At 47.3% G+C, this 16,930-nt stretch carries 18 protein-coding genes, 1 pseudogene and 3 riboswitches; of the genes and pseudogenes, 4 read left to right on the top strand and 15 right to left on the bottom strand.

Going from position 1 to position 16,930, the window contains the following annotated elements; all coding sequences use genetic code 11:
- Positions 1-550: 550 nt before the first annotated feature.
- Positions 551-817 carry a hypothetical protein gene (locus M3650_RS27320; RefSeq protein WP_251579343.1) on the bottom strand — a complete coding sequence of 89 codons (267 nt, stop codon included), beginning with the start codon at positions 815-817 and terminating at the stop codon, positions 551-553.
- Between the two features lie 127 nt (positions 818-944).
- Entirely contained in the window at positions 945-1,223 is a 279-nt protein-coding gene (locus M3650_RS27325; protein ID WP_251579345.1) for a hypothetical protein, read from the bottom strand.
- 299 nt (positions 1,224-1,522) lie between these two features.
- On the opposite strand from M3650_RS27325, the gene M3650_RS27330 reads away from it, so the two are divergent.
- Entirely contained in the window at positions 1,523-2,185 is a 663-nt protein-coding gene (locus M3650_RS27330; protein ID WP_251579347.1) for a transposase, read from the top strand.
- 397 nt (positions 2,186-2,582) lie between these two features.
- Here M3650_RS27330 and M3650_RS27335 read toward each other — a convergent pair whose 3' ends face one another.
- The 12 genes and pseudogenes from M3650_RS27335 to gcvH all read right to left on the bottom strand — a co-directional run bounded on the left by M3650_RS27335 (position 2,583) and on the right by gcvH (position 10,729).
- Positions 2,583-2,978 (bottom strand): (2Fe-2S) ferredoxin domain-containing protein, encoded by a 396-nt coding sequence (locus M3650_RS27335; protein ID WP_251579349.1) that lies wholly within the window; start codon positions 2,976-2,978, stop codon positions 2,583-2,585.
- 500 nt (positions 2,979-3,478) lie between these two features.
- On the bottom strand, positions 3,479-3,901 hold the full coding sequence (locus tag M3650_RS27340; RefSeq protein WP_019420509.1) for a pentapeptide repeat-containing protein: 423 nt from the start codon (positions 3,899-3,901) through the stop codon (positions 3,479-3,481).
- Between the two features lie 89 nt (positions 3,902-3,990).
- Positions 3,991-5,511, bottom strand: coding sequence for a sensor histidine kinase (locus tag M3650_RS27345; protein WP_251579351.1), 1,521 nt, complete (start codon positions 5,509-5,511; stop codon positions 3,991-3,993).
- On the bottom strand, positions 5,508-6,191 hold the full coding sequence (locus tag M3650_RS27350; protein WP_019420511.1) for a response regulator transcription factor: 684 nt from the start codon (positions 6,189-6,191) through the stop codon (positions 5,508-5,510). The genes M3650_RS27345 and M3650_RS27350 overlap by 4 nt, the downstream gene beginning before the upstream one ends.
- A gap of 735 nt (positions 6,192-6,926) precedes the next feature.
- The gene (locus M3650_RS27355; RefSeq protein ID WP_251579353.1) at positions 6,927-7,238 is read right to left on the bottom strand and encodes a hypothetical protein; all 312 of its coding nucleotides are present in this window, start codon (positions 7,236-7,238) and stop codon (positions 6,927-6,929) included.
- 65 nt (positions 7,239-7,303) lie between these two features.
- Entirely contained in the window at positions 7,304-7,777 is a 474-nt protein-coding gene (locus M3650_RS27360) for an NUDIX hydrolase (RefSeq protein ID WP_251579355.1), read from the bottom strand.
- Between the two features lie 57 nt (positions 7,778-7,834).
- Positions 7,835-8,050 (bottom strand): hypothetical protein, encoded by a 216-nt coding sequence (locus M3650_RS27365; RefSeq protein ID WP_019420515.1) that lies wholly within the window; start codon positions 8,048-8,050, stop codon positions 7,835-7,837.
- A gap of 14 nt (positions 8,051-8,064) precedes the next feature.
- A complete protein-coding gene (locus M3650_RS27370; protein ID WP_019420516.1) occupies positions 8,065-8,529 on the bottom strand; it encodes an aminoacyl-tRNA deacylase in 465 nt (154 codons plus the stop codon).
- Positions 8,530-8,690: 161 nt separating this feature from the next.
- Positions 8,691-8,759 (bottom strand): annotated as a pseudogene (locus M3650_RS27375) (GNAT family N-acetyltransferase); the annotation flags it as partial.
- Positions 8,760-8,826: 67 nt separating this feature from the next.
- Positions 8,827-9,435 (bottom strand): hypothetical protein, encoded by a 609-nt coding sequence (locus tag M3650_RS27380; protein WP_251579356.1) that lies wholly within the window; start codon positions 9,433-9,435, stop codon positions 8,827-8,829.
- The gene (locus tag M3650_RS27385) at positions 9,419-9,625 is read right to left on the bottom strand and encodes a hypothetical protein (RefSeq protein ID WP_251579358.1); all 207 of its coding nucleotides are present in this window, start codon (positions 9,623-9,625) and stop codon (positions 9,419-9,421) included. The genes M3650_RS27380 and M3650_RS27385 overlap by 17 nt, the downstream gene beginning before the upstream one ends.
- 714 nt (positions 9,626-10,339) lie before the next feature.
- Positions 10,340-10,729 carry a glycine cleavage system protein GcvH gene (gene gcvH, locus M3650_RS27390; protein WP_019420519.1) on the bottom strand — a complete coding sequence of 130 codons (390 nt, stop codon included), beginning with the start codon at positions 10,727-10,729 and terminating at the stop codon, positions 10,340-10,342.
- A 186-nt stretch (positions 10,730-10,915) separates the two neighbouring features.
- Positions 10,916-11,028, bottom strand: a riboswitch (glycine riboswitch).
- A 193-nt stretch (positions 11,029-11,221) separates the two neighbouring features.
- Positions 11,222-11,316, top strand: a riboswitch (glycine riboswitch).
- Positions 11,317-11,425, top strand: a riboswitch (glycine riboswitch).
- A gap of 87 nt (positions 11,426-11,512) precedes the next feature.
- Between gcvH and gcvT the strand changes: the two genes are divergently transcribed.
- From gcvT to gcvPB, 3 genes are read left to right on the top strand one after another with little or no spacing between them, the layout of a single operon-like run.
- Complete coding sequence (gcvT, locus tag M3650_RS27395; RefSeq protein ID WP_251579360.1) at positions 11,513-12,616, top strand: glycine cleavage system aminomethyltransferase GcvT; 1,104 nt, start codon at positions 11,513-11,515, stop codon at positions 12,614-12,616.
- Between the two features lie 21 nt (positions 12,617-12,637).
- Positions 12,638-13,990 (top strand): aminomethyl-transferring glycine dehydrogenase subunit GcvPA, encoded by a 1,353-nt coding sequence (gene gcvPA / locus M3650_RS27400; protein ID WP_251579361.1) that lies wholly within the window; start codon positions 12,638-12,640, stop codon positions 13,988-13,990.
- The gene (gene gcvPB, locus M3650_RS27405; protein ID WP_251579362.1) at positions 13,987-15,444 is read left to right on the top strand and encodes an aminomethyl-transferring glycine dehydrogenase subunit GcvPB; all 1,458 of its coding nucleotides are present in this window, start codon (positions 13,987-13,989) and stop codon (positions 15,442-15,444) included. Before gcvPA ends, gcvPB begins: the two co-directional genes overlap by 4 nt.
- 322 nt (positions 15,445-15,766) lie before the next feature.
- Here the strand turns inward: gcvPB and M3650_RS27410 are convergent, their stop codons facing one another.
- On the bottom strand, positions 15,767-16,753 hold the full coding sequence (locus M3650_RS27410) for a phosphotransferase enzyme family protein (protein WP_251579363.1): 987 nt from the start codon (positions 16,751-16,753) through the stop codon (positions 15,767-15,769).
- Positions 16,754-16,930 lie beyond the last annotated feature (177 nt).

Genomic DNA, 16,930 nt, shown 5'->3' on the forward strand with positions numbered 1-16,930 from the left:
AGCCAAATAAAGAATAATAATATGACATCAGAAGTCCAATGGACGCTATTCCTAAGAGAACATAATTCCTTACAGCGGGGCTTTTCCTAAATAAGAACGCAACCCCAAATACAATGATTAGACTGTAAACCAGTAGAAAGGACAGCATAATTAATGATGTTCCAACAATACCAATGCTCATTGCCTCTCCCTCCGTTATCTTTTTCTTGATTGTATCATAAAACATCCGTAATTGTTATTATATCCCAAAGCGGAACCTAACCTTCGATTTTTTCGATTAAGTAGTCATTTTTTTATTGCAAGGCTCTGTTAAACAATAATGTTGATAATTCATCAAAAGAAAAAAGGACCCGTCTGCTATCCTTTCGGGGTCTTTTTTGTTTTTTTATGGTGCACACTGTGCATCACTGGCCAGCGTACCAGGAACGCACAGCAACTGCACATGATTGTACCACGCGTTAGTCTAAAACTTTATTTTTTCTGACAACGGAACCGCATGACTAATAGATACAAAACTTCTTAGCGTGGGTTTTATGTCGGCGGTACCCCTTCACTCGCTTCTTCTATATAAATCAATTATTTTTTTTGCATATCCAATAGATAAACCATACTTAGTTCTGACTCTTTTTATTGATTCTACTTCTGATTTTCCCTTTAAATCCTTTTCAATAAAAGATTTAACTTCACTGTTATTTCTATATGACTCATATAGTGCTTCCTCTAATGAGTTCAACTTCTTATAATTATAAAAATTGGTAATGGCAGAAAAAATAAGTGCTAATAGCAAGAATATTATTAAATAAATTGAGTTGTCCATAAGGCTCCTCCTATTTTCCTCAAAATTAAGTAAGAATAGAGCACTTGTGGAGCAATTTGTGGGAAAAGATCTCCCCCAGCTTGGTCCAAAGTGCTCTTAATTGTGAAGAATATAAATTTATCCTAAATCAAAAGCAAGCTTTGCTAACAGCTGTGATTCCTGCCAATTCAGCAACCAAATCTTTAGCAGCTGATCCTAAAGCTTTCCATTTCTCACTTGCAAACGAAGCTCCCCAAATTGTTTTAGCGGCTTCAACAACGCCACCCAAACTTTTAACTAATTTGCCTATTTTCACAATCTTAGCGATTGGTATGGCAGTGGTCACAACTAAACCCGCAATAGCTATTCCACATTCCCAAGCTCCAGCAGTTTCGTACAACTCTTCATAATTGTCGGAATCTGTCACTCTTACTTGGCTACCTATACTTATAAAATAATTATTAATAGTCGACCGACACGAAAGGCTATAACCTTCTGCATTTGAACGCTGCCTATGACTTGTGCAACAGACTGTACGTGGATGCCATTGTTCAACCACGAAGGTTGTGCAACGAGGGAAGGGCGCTGGCTGCTATGGTTGACCGTTCTCCCATCAAGGGCAAAACCATGGTTATTGCCGATAGAGGTTATGAAGTTACAACAATTTCGCGCATCTTGAACGCAAAGGGTGGAACTATGTCATGCGGGTAAAGGATTTGGATTCCAATGGTATTCTTTCGGGCTTGCGTTTGCCCTCTAGCGGAGAGTTTTGATAGGGACGTTCATCTGACACTCACCAAAAAACAAACCAAAGAGGTCAAGGCTAATCCCGAGATTTACAAGTTCGTTCCTTCCACGTCTACATTTGATTTTTTGGATTTGCATGAGAACTTGTTTTACCCGATTTCCTTTTGGGTTGTTCGTTTCGTCCTGCCTCATGGCGCTTATGAGACCGTCATTACGAATCTTTCTGCCGCTGATTTCCCACCCGATGAAATCAAGTCGATTTATAACAGGCGATGGGGCATTGAAACCTCTTTCAGGGCATTAAAGTACACTGTCGGTCTGACGAATTTTCACGCAAAGAGACGAGAGTCCATCACCCAAGAGATTTTCGCAAGAATGATCATGTACAATTTCGCTGAAATGATGACCTTACACGTCGTCATTTCCCAAATGGATACACGGTACCCATACCAAGTCAACTTCACGGTTGCCGTTCACGTTTGTAGACATTTCCTGCGCTCACGGCACGATGAACCCCCGCCCGATGTTGAAGCGCTGATTCGCAAAAACATTTTGCCGATTCGACCCATTCGCCCAGGGCAGCAGAATACACGCAAAATACGCTACAAATCAGTTGTTAGCTTCGTCTATAGAGTAGCATAATTCGTTTCATATGAACACTTTTTTAAGCGGATCTTCCCTCCGCTTTATTTGCTGTACGCTTTTTTCCTTGCTTGGATACAAAAAAAGAAACGGCACAGGGTCTTTTCCCATGCCGTTTCAGATTCCTATGTTTTCGGCTCTTGTCTTTGAGCTAAACTTAATGACATTGCCCGTCTGCTGGTCCTTTTTGTTTACTTCTTCAACTTATAGCACCTATTCCAACAAAAATCACTAACTTTTTATAAACAATCCTTCTAATGGTTCCCAAGGATGTACTTCATAAACTTTTCTTCTAACACAGCCTATCCACGCTCTCTAGTCCGATAGGTGAAGAAGGCAAAAAGACCGCCCTTCTTGATTAGGAAACGGTCAATTCTCCACCCATCTTACGACTTGCTCATTTATTCCAATATCTCAATAATAGCGAAAGCGTGCTGCTGAAATCCCAAAAATCTAAAATGACCGGCGGACACGGGAATTCGTCCTCGTCATCCTCCGCTCGTTCACTGCTACGTCCCGCCATGAGCCGCTGCATAATATCGATTGCCATCTCCGGCGTCACCTGATGATAGAACGTCCCTTCAGGCTCTATTCTGACGGTGCATCCTTGAATATTAGTTCGCGAACAAGGAATTTCTTGTATCCGTACCTCATGTATACAACCAAGGTTATATGCTTCTTGTATAAGGGTATGCTTGACCTGCTGGCTGCTCCTTCTGCTTGCGCCATTCATTCCGTAATAGACGAACACGGAATGAATCATTGAAGGGAATCCCGGTAAACGTTGACTCATCTCTACCCCTCCTCATTGAGAAATATTATCATTCTCAATGAGGAGTGTCTGCCCCTGGACGGATTATTTTAACCTGAACAAGGAATGTTTCAATATTTCGTGCTTTGAATATATAATCATCCCTGCTTGGAAAAAGCTCATACATACAAATAGCCACTTTGCCCATTCTTTTCCCATATATAGCAATACACAAATGACAATCGTATTAATCGAACCGATGACGGATTGCGGCGAAGCTCCATACTTGAAGCTCAGATAAATAAAGATAGTCAACAGGAGACAATTCGAAAAGATGATCGTTCTCAATACGCTCTTCCCGCGTTGCGCTTGCCTGTTCATTCTCCCAAAATAATCTTCGCTTGGGGATGTTTCATTCGTCAACGCTGCTCCCCTCCTCAAAAGACCATCTATATCGCAAACGGGACACACCTAGTCCGCAACGACTACAAGTTAAAAATCAAAAATCACCACCTATTGTTAGGTGGTGAACAAAAAGGGCATTATGATGGATTGCTATGCATATTCAGTAGTGCTTCAATGTCAATCCCGTTAATCTTCAAGCCCGAAATGTTGCAGTTCCGAAGCTCGACATTCACTAGTTGGCAGTTGTCAAAGGTGCTATTGTTCAGATGACACATCTCAAATCGAACCGGCCGCTGCTCGGCACCTGGTTCATAAGCGGGGTGTCCTTCTCGAGGCATGCCGATGTTGTGAATGTAAGCTCCCCCGATTTGCGCGCCGTCAATTTCCAAGTCGCTTAAATTGGCATCCATAATTTTGGTGCCTGCCAATGTCACGTTGTCAAGGGTAAGATTCTCCGCTGCGACATTCGTGAAGCTGGACCCAGACACGCATGCGTTGTCAGCTACAATTTGTTGCACGGCATTATTAATATGGAGCTGTGTACCGGTTGAAGATTCCAATGATTCTTCCTCCCTAAATGGTTGATTTATCCTCCAGTCACCAATAGATTAATACAAGCCACACCATTTGTATAGATGTTTTTCTTATGTTAATTGGGGGATAAAGGAAGCATAATCATAAACGCAGCCCCTTTGCCTGCCTCGCTCTCCACGTGTATGATCCCGCCATGTGACTCTACAATCGATTTGGAGATGGACAGCCCTAGTCCTGCTCCTCCGTTCTTCCGCGTACGGGAATAATCTTTCCGATAGAAACGATCGAACACATATGAGATATGCTTGTCGTCGATGCCGATCCCGTTATCCTTCACCGTGAGCTGTACCGTATCACTTGTTCGTGTTAGCGCCAGCGTAATGATCCCCGATTCTGGCTCTGTATGCTGTACGGCATTGTAGAACAGATTGAGAATAACCTGCTTCATCTTGTCGGTATCGAACCGGCACATCACATGATCGGATAGTTCGAATTCAACATGTCGGCTGCCAGCTAATAAACGCAGCTGTGGCTCCATGTCTTGAATCAACTTATCCAACGCGCCTTCCGTCAGTGCAATGTCAGGTGTCCGATCAAGCTTGGCGAGCAGCAGCAAATCCCGTACCAGATGATTAAGACGCTCTGATTCGCCATACATGCTGTGCAATGCTTTTTCAAGCTGCTCGGGCTGTTGGGATGCGCCGCGCAGCAACACCTCCAAGAACCCATGGATCGAGGTCAGCGGAGTCCGAAGCTCATGAGACGCATCTGCTACGAATTGACGCATCTGTTCTTTCGCTTCCTTCTCCGCTTCAAATGACGCCCGCAGCCGCTCCAGCATGCGATTGAACGATATCGCTAGCCGATCGATTTCTTGTTGACCCTGAATCGTATTGAACCGTTCATCCAGATTGCCCGCGTTGACGTTCTCCACGGCATGTACCATGTTCGACAACGGATGCAGCGTTCTTTTTAGCACAGGCAAAAAGGTCAATAATCCAGCTAGCAGCGCGAACACTGCAAGCACGATAAAAATGAGCAGCTGTCGTTCCAGCTCGTCTTTCATCGGGCCCGTACCCGCACTAATTTGTACGATTCCTTTCACCATCCCACTTATCTGAATGGGGTGCAGCACCACGATTTGCTCCTCACCTTCAGCATTGCGGACCACTTGATACCCCAGCCCTTCCCTTCGCGGGGCAGGATTCGATTGCAGCAAACTGTTATATTCCTCATCTGATAGACGCGGAGCCGCTCCCGCGCTCTTCCATTCTGATAGAACGGAGTAGCTGCCGTTCTTATCGATGAACGCGATCGAGACTCCCGGCATAAATACAACGGGAGGCGTTCCTCCATCCTGGCTCCATCCGCGGCCTGCCTTCCAGCCTCCCCGATATCCTTTATTAGGAACAGGCACGCCGGCCTGCCGCCACGTTTCCGGAGGAATGGACATAGCCTGATTCCGCAGACTTTCCGCCTTGTTTTGATACGTAAATTGACGCATGAACACATATTGGAACAATCCGATCAGAACGAGCAGAACAGCCAAAATGAGCAGCGATCTCGACAGTAGCTGCCAACGCAATGAGCCGAACAGTTGGCGTCTCTTGCTCCCATCCTTGCTTAACCGGATCATGTAAGATCCACCCGATACCCGACGCCCCGTAGCGTTCGAATCAAGCGATGCTCGCGATCGTGCAATTTCTCCCGCAGCGAACGGATATAGACTTCCACGATATTCTCGTCACCACCGAAGTCGTACCCCCACACCTTATCCAAAATAACCAACTTGCTCACCACAAGCCCGTGATTGCTCAGCATAAACTTTAACAGCTCATACTCGGTTGGCGATAGCTCCAACACACGGTTGTCCATGCTGATTTCCTTGCGTCGATCATCGATGCGAAATGGCCCGAGGTTGACCTCACCTACAAGATGCGGAAATTGGTTCCGGATTCTTGCATGGATGCGGGCCAACAACTCTGCGAAGCTGAACGGCTTCACCATGTAATCGTCCGCTCCGAGCGTAAGACCTCTGATGCGATCGTCGACTTCATCTCTGGCTGTCAGCATGATGACTGCCACTTGATCCATCTTTTTGAGCATACCGCATACTTCAAAGCCGTCCATCCCTGGCATCATGACGTCCAGAATGACGACATGGGGTTGAAATTCTTTCATCAGCGTAATGGCCGCGATTCCATCTTGACTCGTCCTTACCTCGAACCCTTCGTTCACAAGCCCAAGCTCCAGAAATTGCAATATATTCGGTTCGTCATCCACAAGCAATACTTTAATTCCCTTCAACTGCTGCATAAGTATCCTCCGCCCCCGATGTCTAGTGGCACCATTATACAACACCGATATGAAAAAAACCTGAGCGCAAGCTGAAAGCCGCCTGAATGACAGAATCAGCTCAAATAAAGGAGCATGCCGTTTTTTTCCCGAGCCGCAGCGATGTAATAATTCTGATTATTCGATCCCAACAATATTCGTCCCCTTCATAACCACGCAGCAAAATTTGATCATTGGATGTCGTCTTTGCTCACCACTGTTCCTATAAACACGACGCTGGCGTGGCCATATCCCTCGCTGCATCCTGCATTGGATTTCGTACAGTAGAACAGCAGCGTACACCTCTTTACAACGGGTTTCGTTGGAGTTTATCCAATGCTTTGGCACTCATTCAGCAGCATTTGCTGAGGCATGTCCAAATCCACTGCACAAAGTACAGTCAATTGCCATTTAGCCGCCCAATCCGTACATTCTGCTGTATATATTCCAATGGGGCTTGCTCGATCATCGAAGGTTACCGCTTCACTAAGCAACAAGACGTCATAACGAAAAGGCCTTCCCTTTAAAGGGAAGGCTTGCGAAATGGAGGAGTTATATTTAATCATTATATGCTTCCACATCCGATTGCATAACATCCATGAGCCATTCCTCAAGGCTATGAAAAAGGCTTGTTCTTGGCCAGATCGGTTCCAACTCCCTGTCCCCGCTCCAAGTTAAAAAAATGAACTTGGACATAGATACAAGATTCGAATACTATCATTTCCTGCTATACGAGGAGACGAAGCAACACCACCACACGATGGTGTACAAATAGCCACACACTACATAAATTGCCCATAATGAGCCTAGGAACAACTGGTTAGCCAAGTATTCCAGTTCTGTCATGCCTTCGCTTCTTCCGAGCGAATTCAAGAAAAAAACAATGAAGCCGCTGATGAGAACGGCGACATGAATCCACGACATCAGCGTTAATCGCCTTCTGCATATACTATACACGCTTGCCGCTAAACTGATGCCTAAAATTGTGTAGCTCAACGCCCATACCCACGCTGCATTTGTGGCCCACATTAGACCCTTCCTCCTGTTTATTCAAAGTTTCAATACAATTGAGCATTCTAACGCCACTTAAGTTGCTATAATGTCTTTCCAGGTTCGATTCTCTCAAGCAGGGTATACGGCTTCGTCTCCCATACTTCGTATGGAATGTAGCGGCCCTGCATGGCGTCCAAGATACGTGATTTAAAATGGGGCCGCTTCACAAAATCATCAATATTCGCTTCGGATAATTCGATAAAGCGCGCTGCCTTTATTTCACTGTCCTGCTTGACTATATCGCCGCGGACATGGTGTGCACGGAAGACGACGGACACAATGTCACTCGTCTGATTGAAATAAACCCCTGTAATCCCGAGCGGTTCAATGATGATGCCCGTCTCCTCCTCGACTTCCCGGCATACTGCTTCATGCAGAGGTTCACCTTCCTCCACTTGTCCCCCTGGCATCTCCCACGTATCAGATCGATTATGGGTTTGCACGAGCAACGTATGTCCCGCTTCGTTCTGAATCAAAGCGGAGACGGCTACGATGTGCCTCGGCACATCCGACATTGCAATTCCCCCCTCATAGATGATGTTAAAAAACGGCCACTTTAAACACGATATGCATTATTCTGGCTTTACGCTTTCAATAGCCGCGAAGAAAACGTCCAAAAGCTCTTTATCGAACTCTGCTCTTACATACTCACCTATCTGGTCCAATTCTGCATCCGTTCCATATTCCAAAACCGGGCGCCCTTCGCACTTCAATACGGTACAATTGAACTTCTCTTGTACTTGCTCGATGACAAAATCCTGATCCACTAACGTCATTGGTCCCTTCACAGCAGCCTACCCCTTTATTTTCTTATTCTAGCAATCTTTCCAGCATTCATGTTCAACATTTCTTCGACTTCGATGCGAACTAATGAGTTAGGCGATCCACCGCCTGTATAGATACATTCCAATTCGGTTACTTTAGGGTCGATCAAAAACAATGCATCATATCCAAAGGAGGGCACTCCACCTGCAGGATAGCCTGTTCTCTCCAGCACCTCCGCTTCTTCAGCCAGCCTCGGTCGATCGATGTCGAGCGCTTTGCTTACTCTCGAAGTGCTTGCCCGGTCCTTTCCATGCACGATCGCAACAATTAATCTGCCTGCGTTATCTATCATGCAAATGTTTTTGACGAATTGATCTTCCGATCCGTTTACAGCAATAGCCGCGTCTTTCACCGAGTGGCAAGACTGCTCCAACACCAAATGCTCGGCTTTCAGTTGATTCGCAGCAATAAACTCATTCATTTTTTGTTCAAACTTGTACATATTTATTTGACCTCTCCTTAGCTGGAATTCAAGTTCACTAAGACCTCGCTGCCTCAGTCCTCGCTGCTTTTCGTTTTCTTATTATATATTCCATCCATTACCCTCCGCCGCAAAAAACTGATGTTGCGATGTTCCTGCCCGGTGATTAGTCTTCAATCCAGAGCCTTTTCCATAGATAGCGCTAACAGCTTTGTGGCATAGCCTTTGCGCCGCTCAGACGGTCGAATACCATTGTAATGTCGGACTGACTAATTGCAAATCGTCCACAATAACACATCCCTATAATTCTCTGGTTCATCATTGCATATTCTGTATACTCTCTAAATCACCCATATTAATTACCGTTATCTCATCGTCACAGGCAAAATCGATAAAGTATAGACTTTTCTTATCCCCCGTCTTCAAAGCGGGATCATTGAAATCTACCGTTTCTAATTCATTTCCGTTCTTCTTTACGATATACGTTATTCTTGTAGCACCATAAGAATCAGAAAGATTAGCATGCTTCTCACCATAATTAGCCAGAAGTTGTTCTAATGAATCTCCTAAACCAATTTCTCTGTATGTTTGAAATCGATTCGATTGATTATCATTAATGGATAGGAAAAATTGGACCACGACATCATCTCGATAAGCGATGCGCAATCCCTCATATTGGTACAGGTTAAACTGGATTTTGTCCTCTTTGCCGTACAGCTCCGTAATTTCTTGTTTAGTCATGCCTATATGTAACAAGTCTCCCGTTTTGGTGTCTATAATTTGAAGGTCGTCGCTTGTATATTGGTCAGGCTCGTATTGCGTTTTTATGACCGCTTCACTATCATCGGTGTTGAGAGATACAGTGAATAGCAATATTAAAATAATGATGCCAATGATGCTTGAATGCAGTCTAGTTTGTCTGTTCAATCGAATTCTCCTCAAGCATCACTCCGGTTACTTCATCCTCTTCCATCGCCACAAAATGATACTCGTCTCCCGGAATTTTAAGCAGCTGTCTCGCTGATTGGTCTAAGCCAATCGGTTTAAACAAGACCTCATATAGTAATTCCTCAGACTTGCTTATTTCTTCTGCTTTGCTTGTTAGTTTGTAGTTCATACACCTTACATCCATTCTAGTAATTTTTAAGGAGATCTGTCTTTTAGCTCTTTCCGTCTGTTAATTAGGTCGCAAATTGAAAAACAGCTCTGTTTTTCGCCTTGAGTATCATATCCGTATTCTCATCATCCCAAAATCGAATCAGATGGTCTTCCGCAAAACACTTGGAATATACTTTCGCATACGCTATCTCTAAGTTTACCAGCTGCCTTAACACAGTATTTCCTCTTTCAATTATAACAATATTTTTCATAAATAGAGCAACTTCATCAACATCAACATCAACATCAACATCAACATCAACATCAACATCATTATTAGTGTAAAATGATAAGTCAATTCCTTCAATCTCAAATCACTGTATCGTTCGTGATGTCTTCCTCGTTCATTTCTTTCTTAATATATGGTATTTCTAAGTTTTTTAAGCTTATGTTTATCGTAACCTTGTTCAGTATTTCTTCTTTACTAACTTCGAAATTTTGGTCAGAGATGTAGCCAAATTCACTGTACAGTATGCAGTCTATATGCTGTTAGCCGCCCAATCCGTACATCCTGCTCTCTATTTTCCATTGGGTCTTGCTTCGACCGTAGTAGCTCTTATATATGATTCCAGACACCACGTTCTATATCCTTTCTTGCGAATGCAAAAACACCCCCCACTGATCGCATAACGCGATTACTGGGAGGTGTCGCTTGCTATCTCGCTGCTTGTGCTTAATCGATAAGCTCCTGATATTTCTCCGCGCTTAACAAATGCTTGAGCGCTTCCTCCATGCTGCCTTCGATCTCGAGTTCGGCAAGCCAACCACCGTCGTAAGGCGCGCTGTTCACCTGTTCCGGCGCATCCTCCAGCCCGGTGTTCACCTTCGTAATCTTTCCGCTGACAGGACAATACAGCTCCGATACCGTCTTTACCGATTCAATTGAACCCATGCTGTCACCCGCAGAAAGCGTGGAACCGATTTCAGGAAATTCAATAAATACGATATCTCCCAATTGAGCCTGTGCATGATCGGAAATTCCGATGCGTACGGTGCGTTCATCGACGACGAAAGCCCACTCATGTTCTTCGCTGTACAATAAATTCTCTTTCACTTCACTCATGCTAACGCCTCATTTCTTCATCATAATTGTAGTTGGTAGTGTAGATACGCATGTAAAAAAAAGACAAGAAAAGGCCTTATTCGCCCTCTTCTCTGTCCTCGGTACCTGAGAGTTTGTGCTCGATCCTACCGATATGGACACGATCGAATTTACCCCTTGGGTGGCTAATGCGCTCTCCAGAGCTGCGTCAGATGACGGTACATGTACCTGAGAGATTAATTGCCAATCGGCAGGTTGGCAGCTTGCTCCTTCGGTGCCGGCACAAGGAACCCCGTGTCGGTCTCTCCCAATCATCTTCATCCGCGTTGTATGAATTTAACAAGGTTGCATTTTACATCAATCTAGGTTGTTCAAAAACACGCATCTATAGCGTAGTTCAGCCTTCGATATATGTCAATATTTCGGACAACATTTTTTTCAATCCGCAAAAAATGGATTGACAATGTGTGGAAGCATCAAGTAATAATGTAGGTATAACAACTGCACACGCGAATGATGGTAAGGGGAGAGATTACCGCACTCAGGTAACGCCGAAGGAGTAAGCCCATACGGGTGAATCTCTCAGGCAAAAGGACTTTTACCGGACGCATCTCTGGAGAGAACTCTTTCACTAGAGTCACCCAAGGGGAAACTCGGAACGTTCGCGTATGCGAATGCGCGAGGTAACTCTCAGGTACAAAGGACAGAGCGGAAGGAATACAGTAGGCGCAGGCATGCTGGCTTTCTTCTGCCTGTCTTTTTATTTTATCAATACCTAACTAATAAGACGATCGAGGTGAAGTCATGTCACAGTTAAAAAGAACACCGATATTCCCGTTATACGCCGACTATCCCGGCGCTCGCTGCATCGACTTCGGCGGATGGGAACTGCCGGTGCAATTCAGCGGCATTCAGAAGGAACACGAAGCCGTCCGCACTCAGGCAGGCTTGTTCGACGTCTCCCATATGGGCGAATTTATCGTAAGCGGTTCTTCGGCAGAAGCCTTTCTGCAGCACGTGACGACGAACGATGTCACCCGTCTCGTCGACGGGAGAGCACAGTATTCCCTCTTATGCAATCCGAACGGAGGCGTCGTCGACGATATTCTCATTTATCGGCTGGCTGCAAATCATTACATGCTGGTGGTCAATGCTTCCAACATTGACAAGGACTTCGCATGGCTTCAAGAACATCTCCCTGCCGACGTCGTCCTAGAGAATAAGTCTGACAGCACGGCATTGCTCGCGCTGCAAGGTCCTAATGCGCAAGCGATCGCGGCTCATGTTACGGACGCGCCGCTGGCTGAGCTGAAGCCTTTTCAATTTGTGAGGGACGCTGCCGTCTGCGGCGTGCGCGCCTTGATTTCCCGTACCGGGTATACCGGGGAAGACGGATTTGAGCTGTATGTAGCAGCAGAAGACGCGCCTCAGGTATGGACAGAGCTAATGAGAGCAGGCGAAGCGCACGGGCTTGTACCTGCTGGGTTGGGAGCGCGTGATACGCTGCGGTTCGAAGCGAAGCTTCCGCTATATGGGCAAGAAATATCGGCCGACATTTCGCCGCTTGAAGCAGGACTTGGTTTCTTCGTCAAGCTGGATAAGGGAGACTTCATCGGACGGGAAGCACTCGCCAGCCAGAAGGCTGATGGGCCTCGCCGCAAGCTTGTCGGAATTGAAATGATAGACAAGGGCATTCCACGCTCCCACTATCCTGTATTAATCAACGAGAATCCTGTTGGCGAGGTAACGACGGGAACGAAGTCCCCTACACTCAAGCGCAATCTAGGCCTTGCCTTAATTGATGCCGCTTACAGTGAGCTGGATACGGAAGTAATGGTCGAAATTCGCGGGAAGCAGCTGAAGGCCCGTGTCATCAAAGCCCCATTCTACAAAAGAGCGACGAACTAAACAGAAGGAGCGAATCCAACTATGAAGCATCGCTATATCCCGATGACGGCACAGGACCAAGTGGACATGATGAAGGTCATCGGCATCTCCTCCATTGAGGAACTATTTCAAGATATCCCTGCTTCCGTTCGCTATCCGGGCGTTCTGCCGATGTCCGAGGCGCTTGATGAAGCAGCCCTGCTGAAGCATATGAAGGAATTGGCGGATAAGAACGCCGACTTTGAACGATATACCAGCTTCTTGGGCGCCGGTCTCTATGATCATCATGTGCCTGTCGTTATCAATCACGTGGTGTCCCGTTCTGAATTCTACACGGCGTACACCCCGTATCAGCCTGAAATTAGCCAAGGTGAACTGCAGGCCATCTTCGAGTTTCAATCGTACATTTGTGAATTGACTGGTATGGCTGTGGCCAATGCCAGCATGTACGACGGTGCTACTGCTCTGGCAGAAGCAGGCGCACTGGCCAGCGGAGCGACGAAGCGCAAGGAACTCATCATCTCGCGCGCTGTCCATCCAGAAGCCCGCCAAATCGTGCGCACGACTGCGCGCGGTCTGAATCTCGATGTCGTGGAAGTCGATTACAAGGACGGCGTCACCGATCTGGAGGAGCTGCAAGCTCTTGTGTCGGAGGACACCGCAGCCGTCATCGTTCAATCGCCGAACTTCTTCGGCTGCATTGAGGATTTGCGTGCTATCGAGCCGATCATTCACAGCAAGAAAGGATTGCTCGTCGTCAGCACCAACCCGATCACCTTGGGGCTGCTGGAAACGCCGGGCAAGCTGGGCGCGGACGTCGTGGTCGGCGATGCGCAGCCGTTCGGCATTTCAGCTTCACTTGGCGGCCCGACATGCGGCTTCTTCGCAGTGGCAGAACCGCTCATGCGACGGATGCCGGGACGGATCGTCGGACAGACGAAGGATATCGATGGCAAACGCGGATTCGTCTTGACGCTGCAAGCCCGAGAGCAGCACATCCGGCGCGAGAAGGCAACGTCCAACATTTGCTCCAATCAGGCGCTGCTTGCGCTGTGTGCATCCGTTTATTTGTCGACAATGGGCAAGACAGGAGTTCAGCAAGTCGCGAACCTGAATGTGCAGAAGGCTCATTACGCCGCTGGCGTATTCGCACAACAATCCGAGCTCGCGCTCGCATTTAACGCGCCTTTCTTCAATGAGTTTGTCGTTAAGCTGCCTGATGGCGCAAATATAGATGACGTTCAAGCAAAACTGCTGGATAACGGTTATATCGGTGGATACGACCTGGGCATAGCCTATCCTGAACTGCAAGGTCATATGCTCGTCGCTGTTACCGAGCGAAGAACGAAATCCGAAATCGATCAATTTGTGAACCGATTGGAGGCATGTCTATGAAACCGGACAAAAAGCTCATCTTCGAACTCAGCAGACCCGGACGTGTCGCCTATTCTCTGCCTGAGCTCGATGTTCCCGAGGTCAATCTCGGAGAACTGATTCCCGAATCTATGCTCCGCAGTCAACCTGCCGAGCTGCCTGAAGTGTACGAGGTTGATGTAATCCGCCATTATACCGAGCTTTCGCGCCGTAATTTCGGCATCGATAATGGCTTTTATCCGCTTGGTTCCTGCACGATGAAGTACAATCCGAAGATTAACGAAGATGTAGCCCGCTTCACCGGCTTCGCGAAGATTCACCCGTATCAGCCGGAACAGAGCATCCAGGGAGCATTGGAGCTGTTATATACGCTTCAGAACGATCTCGCCGCGTTAACAGGCATGGACCAAGTGACGCTTCAGCCTGCGGCAGGCGCCCATGGCGAATGGACGGGCTTGATGATGATTCGCGCCTACCACGAGAGCCGTGGCGAGACCCGAACGAAGGTCATCGTGCCAGATTCCTCGCATGGTACGAACCCAGCTAGCGCAACGGTTGCCGGCCTCGAGACGATTACGATTCAGTCCGACGACCAAGGACTGGTTGACCTTGATGCGCTCCGTGCTGTCGTCGGTCCCGATACAGCCGCGCTTATGCTGACGAATCCGAGCACGCTCGGCTTATTCGAAGAGCATATTGTCGAGATTGCCGAGATCGTCCATGAAGCAGGCGGCCTTATTTACTACGACGGCGCGAACTCGAACGCGATTATGGGCATTACCCGCCCGGGAGACATGGGCTTCGACGTCGTGCACTTGAACCTGCACAAGACGATGAGCACTCCGCATGGCGGCGGCGGTCCGGGTTCAGGACCTGTCGGCGTGAAGAGCAAGCTCATTCCGTTCCTGCCGAAGCCAATCGTGGCCAAGAAAGAGGATGGAACGTATGGATTTAACTACGACAGGCCCGAATCCATCGGCCGCGTTAAAGCATATTACGGCAACTTCGGCATTCTCGTTCGCGCCTACGCGTATATCCGCACATATGGGTCGGAAGGGTTGCGCCAAGTGTCTGAATGCGCCGTGCTTAATGCGAACTATATGATGCATAGACTGGCGCCTTATTACGAAATCCCTTACCCTGGCGTGTGCAAGCACGAATTCGTCATGTCAGGCAGAGGGCTGAAGCAATACGGTGTTCGCACGCTGGATGTCGCCAAGCGTCTGCTCGACTTCGGCTTCCATCCGCCAACCATCTACTTCCCGCTGAACGTCGAGGAATGTATGATGATCGAGCCGACTGAGACGGAAAGCAAAGAAACTCTCGACTCGTTCATCGACACGATGATTCAAATCGCGCAGGAGGCAGAACAGAATCCGGAGCTGCTGCTCAATGCGCCACACAATACAGACGTTAGAAGACTTGACGAGACGCAAGCTGCACGCAAGCCGGTCTTGAATTGCGCATGTAATTAATAAATAAGAGGCTGCGCCTTTGATTGGAATGTGAACTTTCCCCGTCAAGCGGACAGCACTAAAAAAGCCTCGATTAAACAACCTTAGTTCGGTATTGTCCCGGGCTAAGGTTGCTTAGTTTCTTTTGAAAACGTCCACTGTTATCGTCAGCCAGGTTTAGTCCGCCAGCAACTTGAACGTATTCGCCATACCTCCAATAAGAACACCGTTCATCCCATCCAACACGATAAATAATCACATATCTAGTTATATGGAATAAAAAAAAGAAACCTTGACCTCTGCGGTCAAGGTTCTTTCTGTGAATCGGAAGCGACTAACTCCATTACAATTCATAAAATATCGGCCGCTCCTTCAAAAATGGAGTCAGGGTGTTTTGGCAAAATACCGGCATCCTCTCCCGCATCTTTGGATGAACCGCGCTGTTCATCATATGAAACGAATAGTAGCCGAGGATGTGCAGCAGCATGAACCCTTCGAGCAGTTCCAGCGTACCGCTTCGGGGGGCAGAATACTCCGATGCATACCCCTCCATGAAGTCATCCCGTGCCCGGGAAGGAACACTCAGTGCGCCGGCGGCCCCATCATACAAAAAATAGCCTTGTCCGTACAGGCAATAATCAATGATGGTGAATCCCCGTTCAGTCACAATGACGTTGCCTCTGTTGATATCGGCATGGATAATCCCCCATGTGTCGGGACTGCGCTCATAAGTCTGGAGACGGGAATTGATCATTGCGAATGCTTCGCTCACTGTGTCGTAGTCCGCTGAAGTAAATATACCGTGCTCGCGGCCGAACTTCAGCCGCTCCAGCATGGCTCTGTTCTCATCGATGCTGGCGTAGGCAGGTCTGTCACAAGTGAGCTCCGATGCATAGCCACTCGTATAGCGGTGCAGCATGCCGACCTGCTGTCCGTATTGAAGGACAGCATCCCTCGATGAGAAATCGTCCAGCTGAGAATCCCGTCCCTCCAGCCACTGCAATACCGTGCACTGGATATAGGTGTCCCCGCAAGCAACCCGGGTAACAAATTCTCCCTCACGATTACGGACAGGCTCCTGAACGTTCAATGTGGAGTTCTCTCCCAGCGCTTGCAGCAGCTGCATCTCCCCATTCAGTCCAGCCTCGGAATGCTGCAGTCCATGAAGCTCGTCATGGACAGGCTTATGAATCCGCAGCAGATAGGACAACCCACTGACTCCGTCAGTGATCTTATACGTCAAATTCTCATTGTGACGAATAAACTCGATGATTGGCGATTGTACTGCATAAGACGACAATGCTTCGGTAGCGATGGAATGATTATCCATACGTATCACCCTCTTTACTTGAATAGTATCGGTCTGTATTCTGGCCAGGGAAAATCATTGACCCTACCCGTCCAGCCATGCAATCGTTACTTGGTTGTAAGAAGACTCTGTTCACAATCGGGCGAGACAAGGATTCTAGTATACTTCAAGATTCTACAACCGTTGAGGAGCAGCCTC

The sequence above is a fragment of the Paenibacillus sp. MER TA 81-3 genome (assembly GCF_023713585.1).
GTDB lineage: Bacteria > Bacillota > Bacilli > Paenibacillales > Paenibacillaceae > Paenibacillus_B > Paenibacillus_B profundus.

Excerpts from the sequence above, each read along its gene's own strand:
- M3650_RS27320 (WP_251579343.1), bottom strand. The coding sequence starts at position 817 with ATGGACAACTCAATTTATTTAATAATATTCTTGCTATTAGCACTTATT.
- M3650_RS27330 (WP_251579347.1), top strand. The coding sequence starts at position 1,523 with ATGGTATTCTTTCGGGCTTGCGTTTGCCCTCTAGCGGAGAGTTTTGAT.
- M3650_RS27335 (WP_251579349.1), bottom strand. The coding sequence starts at position 2,978 with ATGAGTCAACGTTTACCGGGATTCCCTTCAATGATTCATTCCGTGTTC.
- M3650_RS27345 (WP_251579351.1), bottom strand. The coding sequence starts at position 5,511 with ATGATCCGGTTAAGCAAGGATGGGAGCAAGAGACGCCAACTGTTCGGC.
- M3650_RS27350 (WP_019420511.1), bottom strand. The coding sequence starts at position 6,191 with ATGCAGCAGTTGAAGGGAATTAAAGTATTGCTTGTGGATGACGAACCG.
- M3650_RS27355 (WP_251579353.1), bottom strand. The coding sequence starts at position 7,238 with ATGTGGGCCACAAATGCAGCGTGGGTATGGGCGTTGAGCTACACAATT.
- M3650_RS27360 (WP_251579355.1), bottom strand. The coding sequence starts at position 7,777 with ATGTCGGATGTGCCGAGGCACATCGTAGCCGTCTCCGCTTTGATTCAG.
- M3650_RS27370 (WP_019420516.1), bottom strand. The coding sequence starts at position 8,529 with ATGTACAAGTTTGAACAAAAAATGAATGAGTTTATTGCTGCGAATCAA.
- M3650_RS27385 (WP_251579358.1), bottom strand. The coding sequence starts at position 9,625 with ATGAACTACAAACTAACAAGCAAAGCAGAAGAAATAAGCAAGTCTGAG.
- gcvH (WP_019420519.1), bottom strand. The coding sequence starts at position 10,729 with ATGAGTGAAGTGAAAGAGAATTTATTGTACAGCGAAGAACATGAGTGG.
- gcvT (WP_251579360.1), top strand. The coding sequence starts at position 11,513 with ATGTCACAGTTAAAAAGAACACCGATATTCCCGTTATACGCCGACTAT.
- gcvPA (WP_251579361.1), top strand. The coding sequence starts at position 12,638 with ATGAAGCATCGCTATATCCCGATGACGGCACAGGACCAAGTGGACATG.
- gcvPB (WP_251579362.1), top strand. The coding sequence starts at position 13,987 with ATGAAACCGGACAAAAAGCTCATCTTCGAACTCAGCAGACCCGGACGT.
- M3650_RS27410 (WP_251579363.1), bottom strand. The coding sequence starts at position 16,753 with ATGGATAATCATTCCATCGCTACCGAAGCATTGTCGTCTTATGCAGTA.